This window comes from Brevibacterium oceani (genome assembly GCF_013623835.1).
Classification (GTDB): Bacteria; Actinomycetota; Actinomycetes; order Actinomycetales; family Brevibacteriaceae; genus Brevibacterium; species Brevibacterium oceani.
In genome coordinates, this window is the sequence record NZ_JABKDE010000008.1 from 14,729 (window position 1) to 28,093 (window position 13,365).

Sequence of the window (13,365 nt, forward strand, 5' to 3'; positions counted from 1 at the left end):
TCAAGCCTTCATTCCGAAACGGGCCGAGAAGCGCACATCGCCTTCGACCATGTCGTGCATATCGTTGATTCCCTCGCGCAGCATCAGGGTGCGTTCGATGCCCATGCCGAAGGCGAAGCCCTGGTAGACGTCGGGGTCGATGCCGGCGGCGCGCAGCACGTTGGGGTGGACCATTCCGCAGCCGCCCCATTCGATCCAGCCGGGGCCGCCGACCTTGTTGGGGAACCAGAAGTCCATCTCCGCGCTCGGTTCGGTGAACGGGAAGAAGCTCGGGCGCAGGCGGGTCTTCGACTCCGGGCCGAACATTTCGCGGGCGAAGCCGTCGAGGGTGCCCTGCAGGTTGGCCATGGTCAGGCCCTTGTCGATGGCGATGCCCTCGATCTGGTGGAAGACCGGGGTGTGGGTGGCGTCGAGTTCGTCAGTGCGGAAGGTCTTGCCCGGGCACACGACGTAGAGCGGCACACCGCGCTGGAGCAGTGAGCGTGACTGCACGGGTGAGGTGTGGGTGCGCAGGACGAGGCCGGCCTCGGGCGGGTCGATGAAGAAGGTGTCCTGCATCTGGCGGGCAGGATGGTCGGGACCGAAGTTGAGCGCGTCGAAGTTCAGCCACTCGGATTCGATCTCGGGGCCTTCGGCGACCTCCCAGCCGAGGCCGATGAAGTAGTCCGCGGCCTGTTCCTGGATGAGGGACAGCGGGTGGCGGGCGCCGAGTGGGCGACGGTCCGTGGGCAGGGTGACGTCGATGGCCTCTTCGATGAGCACCGCGGCGTCGCGTTCGGCCTCGAGTTCGGCCAGACGCGCTTCCTGAGCCTGCTTGACCTGTCCGCGGGACTTGCCGACGATCTTGCCGGCGGCGGCCTTGTCGGCCTTGTCGAGTGACCCGATCGCCCGGTTGGCCAGGGCCAACGGCGACTTGTCACCGGTGTGGTCGATCTTCGCCTGTTTGAAGTCATCAAGGGTCCGTGCGTCCGCGAATGCCTGAAGTGCCGCGTCGACGGCCGCCTTCACGGCCGACTCGTCCAGAGGGTCGAGCTGGTCTGTCATCAATGTCCTTTATCCGTGTCGAATGGACCGAATGTCTCGTCGCTGCCAGTCTATCGTCTCTGGTCCCAGCGGTCGGGGCGGTGTCCGCTGGGTGGGTGCGGTTCCCACGGAGCCCTCCCTCGCCGAGGTGGCCCCGTGGTTCCGCCCATCCGCTGGGTGGGCGGGCCGCCTCGGTGCCGGTGGTGTGGGGTGGGTCATAGGGATCGAAACGGGAGAAGCGTAGGGTCGGGACCATGACGACACAGCGTGCATCCGATGTCATGGTCAGAGCCCTGGAGAACGAAGGCGTCGAGCGCATCTTCGGCATTCCCGGTGAGGAGAATCTCGACTTCGTCGATTCTCTGCGGGATTCCTCGATCGAGCTCATCCTCACCCGCCACGAGCAGGCCGCCGCGTTCATGGCCGCCACCTATGGGCGGCTGACGGGCAAGCCTGGGGTGTGCCTGACGACGCTCGGGCCGGGGGCGCTCAACCTTGCGACCGGGGCGGCGTACGCCCACCTCGGTGGTATGCCGGTGATCATGATCACCGGTCAGAAGGGCATCCGCACGGCTGAGCAGGCGGCGTTCCAGATGGTCAACACGGTGGCGACGATGGATCCGCTGACGAAGTCGAGCCGGCAGATCACCTCGGCGGCGATGATTCCGACGCTGGTCAGGGAGGCGTTCCGCGTCGCCCAGGCCGAACGTCCCGGTCCGGTCCATCTCGAACTGCCCGAGGACATCGCGGGGTCGCCGGTCGACGGATTCGAACTCATCGAACCGCACACGAATTCTCGCCCTGTCGCCGGGGAGACGGCGATCGCGAATGCGGCGAACGTCATTCGCGAGGCGAAGCGGCCGCTGCTCATGCTCGGCGCGGATGCGTCTCGGGCCGACTGCACCGATCGGCTCTCGCAATTCGTCGCCGAGATGCGCATCCCCTACGTCACCACGCAGATGGGCAAGGGGTCGGTGACGGGGGCGTCGGATCTCTACATGGGGACGGCGGCGCTGACGGCCGGTGACTACGTCCACGACGCGATCGATGCCGCCGATGTCATCGTCACCATCGGTCACGACACGACGGAGAAGCCGCCGTTCACGATGGATGAGAACGGACCGACCGTCGTGCACGTCGGCTACCGTGCCGCGGTGGTCGAGCAGGTGTATTTCCCGCAGTTCGAGGTCATCGGTGACCTGGGTCCGTCCTTGGATAAGCTCGCCGAGTCGCTCGGCGGTCCCGTGCCCACCGCCGAGGCGCTGCTGCCGATGCGCGATGACATCCTCATCAAGATCCATGAGGGTGCCGATGAGGACCGGTTCATCCCCCAGCGGATCGTCCAGGAGGTCCGCGACGTCATGCCCGTCGATGGGTTCGTCGCCCTGGACAACGGGATGTACAAGATCTGGTTCGCCCGCAACTACCGCACCACCCGGGCGAACACCCTGCTGCTCGACAACGCCCTGGCGACCATGGGAGCCGGGCTGCCCTCGGCGATCGGGGCGAAGCTGACGTACCCGGAACGTCGGGTGATGGCCGTCGTCGGCGACGGCGGGTTCATGATGAACAGTCAGGAGATGGAGACCGCTGTCCGGCTGGGTCTCGACCTCGTCGTGCTCATCCTCGAGGACAACGCCTTCGGCATGATCCGGTGGAAGCAGGAGAACGACGGGATGCCTGACTTCGGGCTGACGTTCAGCAACCCGGATTTCGTCAAGTACGCGGAGGCGTACGGGGCGACCGGCACCCGTGTCGAGGACGTCGACGCCATCAGCGACGCCTTGGAATCGGCGTTCTCGGCCGGAGGTGTGCACGTCGTGGTCGTGCCCGTCGACTACTCGGAGAACAAGCGGGTGCTCATCGACGAGTTGGGGTCGCGGTGAGATTCTTCCCCACTCGCCACACTCCGGCGCTCTGCTCCTCCTCGTTTCCGACGGAGAGGTCGATGCCTTTGCGGTCCCTGACCAATGACACGGCGATGAGTGAGATCACCGCCATGATCACCAGATAGAGCGAGACCGACGCGGTTGTCCCCGTCGCCTGCAGAAGGGCTTGGGCGATCGTCGGTGCAAAGGCACCGCCGATGACAGCACCCAAGGCGTAGGAGATCGCGACTCCGCTGAAGCGAATCGAGGCCGGGAAGAGCTCGACATAGAGCGCGGCCTGCGGACCATAGGAGAGTCCGAGTCCGACGGAGAAGATTCCCAGCGACAGGTAGAGCAGACCCAATGATCCGGTGTCGACGAGCCAGAACAGCGGGAATGCGGTGACGATGAGGATCACGAAACCGATGACATAGGTGCGCACTCTGCCGATGACGTCAGCCAGATAGCCGGAGACCGCGGTCGACACCAGCCACACGAAGGACCCGAAGGTGATGGCCAACAGCACGTCGGTCTGGGAGAAGCCCACCGCATCGGTCGTCGCGTACTTCGTGACGAACCCGCCGGTGGTCATGTATCCGCTGGCGTTGTTGCCGGCGAAGATCAGCGCAGCGACGACGACGAGCAGCAGATGTTTCTTCAGCAGCACGAGGATCGGGGCCTTGCGCTTGGCCGATTCGACCTGGATCTCCTTGAACACGGGAGTGTCTTCGACGGTCCGACGCACCCAGTAGCCGACGCCGATGAGGACAACGGAGAGCAGGAACGGCACTCTCCAGCCCCACTCCATGAATGCCTCGCCGGGAGAGATGACTCCGGTCATGAGTGCGATGACGCCCGAGGACAGCAGCATGCCCAACGGCACCCCCAGCTGCGGATAGGACCCTGCGCGTCCACGCTTGTCGTCATCAGCGTGTTCGACGGCCAGCAGGGCAGCGCCACCCCACTCGCCTCCGGCCGAGAGTCCCTGGATGATCCGCAGGAGGATGAGCAGGATCGGTGCGGTCACCCCGATCGTCTCGTAGGTGGGGATGAGACCGATGAGGGCCGTGGCCACGCCCATCGTGACCAATGTGACGACGAGGATGAATCGTCGTCCCAGCTTGTCGCCGAAGTGTCCGGACAGGAATGCGCCGATCGGTCGGAACAGGAACGAGATTCCGATCGTGGCGAACGCGAGCAGCTGACCGACGCCTTCTCCGGCGGGAGCGAAGTAGAGGTGCGCGAAGACCAGAGCGGCCGCGGTCGAGTACGTGAAGTAGTCGTACCATTCGATCGTCGTCCCGATGATGGACGCGAACGCGACCCTCCTCTGGTTCTTCTTCTGCGCCGGCGGCGTCAATTCGTGTGTGGCGGTCATGAGAACGTCCTTGTTCAGTAGTGGTGATATCAACAGTGCTTGTCGTCGTTCAGTGGCGATGGATCAAGTGGCGGGCACCTGCAGATTCAGAAGATCAGGCGACCGTGAGTTCTGCGGACAGGTTGGACAGCACTCCTTCCGCCCATTCGCGCGCGGCTTCTGCAGCCGGCACCGGTCCCCCGGCGTCGTGACGGCCGTACTCCCCTACCTGGGCGGCACCACGTGCTTCAAGCGCTTCGGTGAGCAGCTCGCTGCCGCGCGAGTACGTCTTCGTGTAGCTGGCATCGCCCATCCCGAAGACCGCGAACCGCACTCCCCCCAGATCGACGGCCTGTTCCCCCAGTTCCGCATAGAACCGTGTGGCCGAGCTCGGGACATCGCCGTCCCCATAGGTCGAGCACACCACCAGGTAGAACCGTGACGGGTCCAGATCGGCGGGTGAGAGAGAGTCCAGATCCGAGATCTCGAGAGCGGATCTCTCGCCCAGGAAGGCACCGAGCTCCTCGGCGACGAGTTCGGCATTGCCCGATTCCGTCCCGAAGAGAATCGTCACCGGCAGCCCGGGCGCCAGATCGTGGGCGGCACTCGCCGAGGCGGTGCTCAGCTGTTCGTCGAGACCGGCGTCCCGTGCAGCTTCCACCAGCTCAGATCGTGTGGTGAGCTTCGTCCGGCAGCGACCGCCACCGGCACCGAGGCGCTCCTTCACGTCGATCCGACGCCATCCCTCGAAGTCGGTAGCGTTCTCATGCGGGTCGAGACCGGCCGCACCGGTCGAGATCGAGCCGGCAGTCACCTCGGCGGCGATGGCGGCGGTCAGCGATCTGGCATCGGTGCGCTGGTCGGGGATGGTGCCGCGGCCGTTGCCTTTGAGCCAGCCGATAGCGAAGAGCCCGTCGCTGATCTTTCCGTCTGCGGGGATCGGCGAGACCGGGCAGATGCCCTGTTTCGCGACGGTCATCGGGTCGCGGACGAATCCGATTGCAGTGATGACCGAGTCGACATCGAGGTGGACGGCTTCACCGTCGTGGGTGATGTCGATGCCGGTCACAGCCTCAGCACCGGTCACTGCCTCGGGTGTGCTGGAGAACCACCAGTGCACCTCGATCTTCTGCCCCGAGAGACCGCCCTGTTCAGCTGATGCCGACCGGTTCGCGGGCCCGACGAGGTCGCGCAGTGCGTCGAGCTTCGCGTCTTTGCCGACGCTCACGCTCGACAGGTTCACTCCATGGAGGACATGGGTCAGTCCGGGGACTCGAGCGAGTTCGCGGATCATGACGGGGTCGAATTTCGCCGCACGCGGCTCAGACCGGCCGATGACGTCGACGCGGGCGATGCCTGCGCGCAGATTTCCGTGGATGCGGTCGTTGATGTCGCTGCCGTCCAAAGATTCGGAGGCGCAGGTGAGGAGGCGGCTGATGTCGATGGCGACATTGCCCTGCCCGACGATGGCAACATGGCGCCCGAGCACTGGCTCGACATCACCATCGGCCGACTCGACCTCGTCGGGGTGCCCGTTGAGCAGGCGGGTGATCGTCCCTGCGCGATAGACCTGCGGCAGGTCCGCGCCGGGGATGTCGAGAACACGGTCGTGGGAGAGTCCGCTGGCGAGGACCACGGTGTCGTAGTTGGCTTTGAGCTCGTCCATGGTGACATCGGCGCCCAGTTCGGTGTTGCCGATGAACCTCGCCCGGGGATCGGCGAAGAGACGGTCGAACTGCGTCGACACGGATTTTGTGCCCTGGTGGTCTGCGGCCACACCGTAGCGCAGCAGTCCGTAGGGCACGGGGAGTCTGTCGTACACGTCGACGGATGATCCGGGCACCTGGCGCAGGATCTCCTTCGCGCTGAAGCAGCCAGAGGGTCCCGAGCCGATGACGGCGATCTTCGGCCCGGCTCCTGCGTACTCCGACACTGCAGACGACATGGAATTGCCCGCCGAGGCGGCGCCACCGGTGGACTCGGCCCCGTAGTCGGGTGTCTCGCTGGCTTTCGACCACGTGATGGGAAGCGAGAGCATGCCCCGGAAGACCCAGCCGCCCATCGTCGTCTCACGGGTCTCGTCGATGCGCAGTCCTTCGAGGCTGTTGAAGAGCAGGGGCAGCGCCACATCGGCGATCTCTGCGCGAGCAGCCCAGTTGCCCAGGCACACGTGCACGCCCTTGCTGAAGGCCAGATGGGGTTTGGCCTCACGGTGGATGTTGAACTGGTCGGCGCTGGCCCAGATGGTCTCGTCCCGGTTCGCTGAGAGCACGCAGATGCCGAGCTTCGCCCCGGCCGGCAGGTGGGTGCCGGCGAGCACGGTGTCCCGGGTGACCTGGCGGGAGTACATGCCGATGGGCGCGATCCAGCGGATGGTCTCCTCGAACACGGTGGGCCACAGGGCGGGATTGGCCATGGCTGCGGCGCGCTGTTCGGGGTGGTTGAACAGGGCCAGGGCAGCGACCCCGAGCGCGTCACGAGGTTCGTTGAGTCCCCCGCCGATCGTCATCTTGATGTTCGCGCGGATCTGCTCGATCGGCATCTGATCGCCGGGCATGGACAACAGCCCGGAGATGAGCGAGTCATCGCGGTGGGTGAGGTGGTGTTCGAGCATCTCGTCGAGCGCTGCATCCACCTCATTGAAGGACTTCTCGCCCTTGGCCCAGACGTCGGGGTCGTCGGCGTAGTTGCCGGTCGCGTCGATCATCGTCTGCGACCAGCGCTGCAGATCGAGCTGATCGGCGTTGTAGAGGCCGAGCATGCGGCGCAGGGTCTCTGCTGCGTAGGGTGCGGCGAAGTCCCAGATGAGGTCGACGTCGGAGCCTTTGGCGACCATCTTTGCAAGAAGATCTTCCGCGACTTCGCGGTACATCTTCGTCCACACACGCTTGACGTAGCCGGGTTTGAGGATCGGCTGCCAGGCCCGCCGCTGTGCATAGTGGTCCGGATCGTCGCGGCGCAGCATGGAGTGGCCCATCGCGCGGATCTGCAGGGATCCCTCTTCGTTCGCGGAGAAGACGTCCTGGTCGTGTTCGGTGGCACTGACTGCGTCATAGCTGGTGATGAGGTATCGATTGACCGCGGGCACCCAGTGGACGCCGCCTTCGGCGCGGAGACGTTCGTAGATCGGGAACGGGTCGTCATAGAGTTCGGGGATCGTCACCCAGTCCGCCACCGACGCCGAGGTCGCACCCGGGTGGGTCTCGGTGGAACGGGTGTCCGTGTGGAGTCCAGAAGTCATCATCGTCTCCCCCTCATCGTTGAGTCTGTGCAGTTCGTGCGATCACTCGTTGCTGTGATCGCGTTCACAGTCCAGTGTGCGACGGCTACTATGCAAGGAAACGCGGAATTAATCTGACAACTAGTCCGGAAAAGCGAATATGCACATTCACCAGGTCCCGAACTTCTCCCTGCGCCAACTTTCCTATCTCATCACCGCCGCCAGATTGGGCACGATCTCTGCCGCAGCGTCCGAATTGCATGTCTCCTCATCGGCGATCTCGGATTCGATCACGGCACTTGAACATCAGATGCGTACGCAGCTCTGCATCAGGCGGAAAGCGCAAGGGCTCGTGCTCACTGCCGCCGGAAAACAGCTGGCAGCACGGGCAACGAGTCTCATCAATGAGGCGAACGAACTCGAACGTGACCTGACAACGACGGATGGCGAGTTGGCTGGCCCGATCACGATCGGCTGCTACCCCACACTGGCTCCGATGATCCTGCCTGTGCTGCTGGCAGAGTTCGGCGATCAGCACCCGCGGGTGAGTCTGGAGATCGTCGAGACGACGCAGGATCTGTTGACGGGGAAGCTGGAGTCCGGCGAGATCGACGTGGCGTTCGTCTACGAGACCCTCATCCCTGGAACGCCCAATCACGCACAGCTCTTCGCTCAGCCGGCGCATGTCATTCTTTCTGCCGATGACCCCCTGGCCTCACGGGAAGCCGTTCGGCTCGAAGACTTGGTCGAACGCGACATGATCCTCCTCGACTCTCCACCGTCGAGCCAGCACACTCTCGGCATGTTCCACGGCCGCGGACTGCAGCCGAGGATCCGCCACCGAACGACGAGCTACGAGGTGGTGCGGACCCTCGTCGGCCGCGGACTCGGGTATGGGGTGCTGGTGCAGCGGCTGAACAACACCGCGAGCTACGAGGGATACCCGTTGGTGGTCAAGGAGATCGAGCCTGCGGTGGATCCGGTGGCCGTTGAAGTCATCTGGCCCGCACGCGTTTCCGTGGCACCGCGGGTACAGGCGCTGATTGAGTTCGCCATTGCTCGAGGATGGCGATGACCGTGAAGGCCGCCCGCCACAGCAGCATTGACGCCTCAGCTGAGGCCAGCGAAGAACTCTTCGATCGCGGCGCTCTCGGCTTGTTCCAATCGCGTGCTCAGTTCCCGAAATCTCTCACCCTGCACTGCGCCGGGCCAGCCCTCTGGCAACAGTGCCGCGGGCAGCTGCGGATCCGTGCGCGCCAGAGTCAACCAGTCGAAGTGCAGTTCGACGCGCCGCACCAATGACTCCCATGATCCCAAAGCGTCAATCGACGCCTGCGACTCGAAGCCCACAGTCGCCCACTTCCGCCCGAATGCCTCATAGCGCTCGGCCAGCTCGTCCAGATCGAAGGCGTCGAGCAGAATCTGATCGGTCGTCGGATCCTGCGGTGCCCCATAGACGGCGATCGGCGTCAGCTCTGCCCGCGCCTCACCCAAGATCCCAGCCACATCATGAGGTCCCGGCGCCACCCATGTTCCACCCTCGACCTGCCCGAATCCGGCCCACGACAGCCTCGAGGACAGCTGATGCCGCAGTGCACGCTTCGACTCGGGAACCGGGACGCGCACAAAGGTCCATCGCCCGTCCCAGTTCTGCGGCTGCCAGCCGGAGAACATCTTCTCCTGCCCTTCGCGCAGGACGCCCCGCGCTCGCTCGCTCAACGTGTAGAACGTCTTCCGCCCCTGCTTGCGACGGACAATGAAGCCCTTTGCGGCATTGCGCTGCAGCACCGACCGCGCGGCGGATTCACCCACCCCAAGTCTGCTCATGACGAACACGATCGACGCCCCGCTGAGCGGCCGGTCGTCGTCGAGCATATGGACGCCGGCGAGCGCGAGGAAGAGGGACTGCGGATTGACTGCCATGCCTTCACTCTACGGTCCCGCAGCGGCGATCCCAGGCCCTCGGACCGCCTCGGCGAATTTATATACCGCATTTAATTGACGTACCGGCGTTGAATTGCATAGCATTATCGTGAGCCCGATCACCGGCGACCGGGCCTCCCCATCATCAGCGAGGATCACATGGCTTCCACGAATTCGACCGCACCGACGAAATCGACACCGATGCTCAAACGGGCGGCCGCCTCGGCGTACCTGGGCAGCGTCATCGAGTACTACGACTTCTTCGTCTACTCCGTGTGCGCAGCACTGGTCTTCAAAGATGTCTTCTTCTCCAACCTCTCCCCGGCAGTCGGCACTCTGGCCAGTCTCGCCACGTTCGCCACCGGGTACCTGGCCCGTCCGCTGGGAGGCATCGTGTTCGGCCACTTCGGCGACAAACTGGGCCGCAAACGCATGCTCGTCGTGAGCATGTTCACCATCGGCATCGCGTCCACCGCAATCGGCCTGTTGCCGACCTATGACCAGGCCGGACTCATCGCCCCAGTTCTCCTCATCCTCATCCGCGTCATCCAGGGTGTGGCAATCGGCGGCGAATGGGGCGGCGCAATGCTCATGTCCGCCGAACACTCCACCTCCAATCGCGGTTTCTGGGCCAGCTTCACCAGCGCCGGGGCGCCCACGGGTCAGCTGGTCTCCGCGCTCGTCATCGCCGGCACCCTGGCAGCCATGGGCCCGGACGCCTTCATCGCCTGGGGCTGGCGTCTGCCGTTTCTCGCCTCGATCCTCTTGCTGGTGGTCGGTGTCATCGTCCGCTCCGCAGTCGACGAGTCTCCCGAATTCCTGGCAGCGAAGAAGCGCACGCCGAAGGTCGGCATTCCGATCTTTGCGACCCTGCGCAAGCAACCCCACACACTCCTCCTCGCCGTGGGTGTCGGGCTGTCCGCCTTCATGTTCCAGGGCCTGCTCACGACCTACTCCATCGCCTACGGCGTCCAGATCGGCATCGAACGTCAGACCATCCTCAATGCGCTGTCCTTCTCATCCTTCTTCGCCATCTTCGGCATCATCGGCTGGTCGCGTCTCTCCGACGCGGTCGGCCGGCGACCACTAGTCATCGCCGGTGCCGTGCTCATCGCCGTCTGGGGCTTCGCGCTCTTCCCCCTCCTCGAGACGAAGAATGGTCTCATCATCACCATCGGCATGGTCGTCGGACAAGGCATCATCCATCCGATGATCTACGGTCCCTTGGCCGGCCTCTACTCCGAACTCTTCGACACCGAGCACCGCTACACCGGCGCTTCCCTGGGGTACCAGATCGCCGGAATCGGTGCCGGCATCTCCCCCGTTCTCTTCGCCGCGATCATGAGCTCGACAGGGTCACCGTCGACCATTCCGCTCTCCCTCGTCCTCCTCGCTGTGGCGGCAATCAGCATCCTCTGCATCTGGCGACTGGGTGAAACGAAATCACGATCCCTGTCCGAACAGCGCTTCGCTGAAACCACCGCGCCCTCCGGCAGCGCCCCGACGGCCGACACCCCACCAGCAGCCATGGAAGGACCGACTCCGTGACCTTCACCCATCCCAGCCTGGCCCGGCTCTCCGAACGCCAGGCCGTCGACTACGGCGAGAAGACCGCGATCACCTTCGACGGCATCGACTATTCGTATGTCCAGATGCATGAACGCACCCTCATCCGGACGGCCGCGCTCCACTCGCGGGGCATCCGCCGAGGCGACCGGGTCGCCTACCTCGGGCCCAACCACCCAGCTCTCATCGAGGTCCTGCTTGCCTGCCTGCGTCTGGGAGCCATCTTCATTCCGCTCAACTGGCGACTCGTTCCAACCGAACTCGACTTTCAGCTGAGCAATGCCGCGGTCTCGCTGCTCATCGTCGCCCCCGAGCATGCCGAGACCGTCGAGCGCCTCAGCGTCGACGTCGCCAAGGACACGGTGGACTGGGATCCGACTCCCACCTCGGCGACGGCCCCTGCCTTTCCCCCGGCCGGTCCCGCGGGCGACGAACCGGCGTTCCTTCTCTTCACATCCGGAACCACGGGACGGCCGAAGGGCGCAGTGCTGACGCATGCGAACCTTCTGTGGAACTCCTTCAACCTCCTCCTCAACTCCGATCTCACCGCAGACGACGTCACACTGGTCACTGCTCCTCTTTTCCACGTCATCGGCCTCGACCAGCAGGTGATGACCACCTACCTGCGCGGCGGGCAGATGCTCATCGAATCCAAGTGGAACGTTGACCGGGCCTTCGACGCCATCGAGCACGAGGGTCTGACCTGGATGGCGGGAGTGACGACCATGTTCGCCGACATGCTCCAGTCGCCGAGGTGGGAGACCGCAGATCTGTCATCGCTGCGGTTCGTCAACTCCGGCGGTGCCCCGATCCCCGTCTCCCTGATCCAGGCGTATCAGGCGAAGGACATCATGTTCTGTCAGGGCTACGGACTCACCGAGACCTCCCCCGGGTGCACCTTCCTGCCCGCGGCATTCGCGCTGGAGAAGGCCGGCTCAGCCGGACGGGCCGTGCCTTTCACCGAGGTCGAGGTCCGTGACGCATCAGGCAACGCCTGCTCAGCGGGAGTCAACGGGGAGATCGTCGTCCGCGGCCCCAACGTCATGAACGGCTACTGGAACAATGAGGGCGCAACGGACGCAGCGTTCTCCCCCGGCGGCTGGTTCCACACCGGAGACATCGGGTACCTCGATGACGACGGGTTCCTCTTCATCGTCGACCGACTCAAGGACATGTTCATCTCCGGTGGGGAGAACGTCTACCCCGCCGAGGTGGAATCCGTCCTCTTCGACCATCCCTCCGTCGCCGAAGCCGCCGTCGTCGCAGCAGCCGATGAACGTTGGGGCGAAGTCGGACATGCGTTCATCGTCCTCTCCTCGGAGTCCCAGGCACAGCACCCGAGTGCTTCCGACCTGCGGGACTTCCTGCTGACCCGCCTGGCCAAGTACAAGGTTCCGCAGTACTTCGACTTCGTCGATTCCTTCCCGCGCACCGGCTCGGGAAAGGTACACAAGGTCTCTTTGCGCACCACCGGCAGTCTTGGCGCACACTCGACCACCGGTCCCTCAACTCCCAGCACAGACAACTCAGCACCAGCACCGAAGGACAGCGCATGACCGACCTCCCCACATCCCACCACCTCACCGACATCTCTGATGGTGAAGGCAGCTCTGCGCAGCCGACGACCGTCAACATCTCCGAGACTCTGCGCTTCGCAGCCGAGGGCGACATCGGCACCCTCACCCTCGACCGCCCGGCCAAACGCAACGCCCTGGACGACGCGACGGTGGCCAGCCTCGGCGAGTTCTTCCGCACCCCGCCTGAGGTCTCCGCGATCGTACTCAACTCCACCGGCGATCACTTCTGCGCCGGCCTCGACCTGTCCGAGATGGCCGAGCGCGACGCCGTGGCCGGCCTCCACCACTCGCGCGGCTGGCACACGACGATGAACCGGATCACCGAATCCCAGATCCCCGTCGTCGCCGTCCTCCAGGGCGGAGTGATCGGCGGCGGTCTCGAACTCGCCTCCGCCGCCCACCTGCGCGTGGCCGAGGAATCGGCCTACTTCGCGCTGCCCGAGGGCAAGCGCGGACTCTTCGTCGGCGGCGGCGCCTCGGTGCGAGTCCCCCGCCTCATCGGGCTCAGCCGGGTCCAGGACATGATGCTCACCGGTCGCCGCTTCGACGCTGTCGAGGCTGAGTCGATCGGACTCGTCAACTACCGCGTCAGCGCCGGAGAAGGTCTGGCCAAAGCACGCGAACTCGCCGCCTCGATCGCCTCGAACTCCCCGGTGACGAACTACGCGATCACCCAGGCGCTGCCGCGCATCGTCGAATCCGGCCGCGACGAGGGCTACATGCTCGAATCCCTCATGGCCACCGTCGCCCAGTCGAGCACCGAGGCCAAGGAACTCATGCGCTCCTTCCTCGACGGCTCCGGCCCCAAAGTCACGAAGTGAGAGGACCCGA

At 64.7% G+C, this 13,365-nt stretch carries 9 protein-coding genes; 5 read left to right on the plus strand and 4 right to left on the minus strand.

The genetic code is table 11. The features are described from left to right. Positions 1-1,044 carry a phenylalanine--tRNA ligase subunit alpha gene (pheS, locus tag HK401_RS16310; RefSeq protein ID WP_181275722.1) on the minus strand — a complete coding sequence of 348 codons (1,044 nt, stop codon included), beginning with the start codon at positions 1,042-1,044 and terminating at the stop codon, positions 1-3. 233 nt (positions 1,045-1,277) lie between these two features. On the opposite strand from pheS, the gene HK401_RS16315 reads away from it, so the two are divergent. Further along, entirely contained in the window at positions 1,278-2,909 is a 1,632-nt protein-coding gene (locus HK401_RS16315; RefSeq protein WP_181275723.1) for an acetolactate synthase large subunit, read from the plus strand. Here HK401_RS16315 and HK401_RS16320 read toward each other — a convergent pair. Next, positions 2,884-4,269, minus strand: coding sequence for an MFS transporter (locus tag HK401_RS16320; protein ID WP_181275724.1), 1,386 nt, complete (start codon positions 4,267-4,269; stop codon positions 2,884-2,886). The two genes, HK401_RS16315 and HK401_RS16320, sit on opposite strands and share 26 nt — an antisense overlap. Before the next feature lie 94 nt (positions 4,270-4,363). After that, positions 4,364-7,489, minus strand: coding sequence for a cytochrome P450 (locus tag HK401_RS16325; RefSeq protein ID WP_181275725.1), 3,126 nt, complete (start codon positions 7,487-7,489; stop codon positions 4,364-4,366). Between the two features lie 139 nt (positions 7,490-7,628). Here HK401_RS16325 and HK401_RS16330 point away from each other — a divergent pair, with 139 nt between their 5' ends. Beyond that, a complete protein-coding gene (locus HK401_RS16330; RefSeq protein ID WP_181275726.1) occupies positions 7,629-8,543 on the plus strand; it encodes a LysR family transcriptional regulator in 915 nt (304 codons plus the stop codon). A 35-nt stretch (positions 8,544-8,578) separates the two neighbouring features. On the opposite strand, the gene HK401_RS16335 is transcribed toward HK401_RS16330, so the two are convergent. Then, positions 8,579-9,391: a PaaX family transcriptional regulator gene (locus HK401_RS16335; protein WP_181275727.1), complete on the minus strand. Its 813-nt coding sequence runs from the start codon at positions 9,389-9,391 to the stop codon at positions 8,579-8,581. 159 nt (positions 9,392-9,550) lie between these two features. Here HK401_RS16335 and HK401_RS16340 point away from each other — a divergent pair, with 159 nt between their 5' ends. From HK401_RS16340 to HK401_RS16350, 3 genes are read left to right on the plus strand one after another with little or no spacing between them, the layout of a single operon-like run. Next, complete coding sequence (locus HK401_RS16340) at positions 9,551-10,939, plus strand: MFS transporter (RefSeq protein ID WP_181275728.1); 1,389 nt, start codon at positions 9,551-9,553, stop codon at positions 10,937-10,939. Then, positions 10,936-12,513, plus strand: a complete 1,578-nt coding sequence (locus HK401_RS16345) for an acyl-CoA synthetase (protein ID WP_219922024.1) — start codon at positions 10,936-10,938, stop codon at positions 12,511-12,513. Before HK401_RS16340 ends, HK401_RS16345 begins: the two co-directional genes overlap by 4 nt. Continuing rightward, the gene (locus HK401_RS16350; RefSeq protein ID WP_181275729.1) at positions 12,510-13,355 is read left to right on the plus strand and encodes a crotonase/enoyl-CoA hydratase family protein; all 846 of its coding nucleotides are present in this window, start codon (positions 12,510-12,512) and stop codon (positions 13,353-13,355) included. Before HK401_RS16345 ends, HK401_RS16350 begins: the two co-directional genes overlap by 4 nt. The last annotated feature ends 10 nt before the right edge of the window (positions 13,356-13,365 follow it).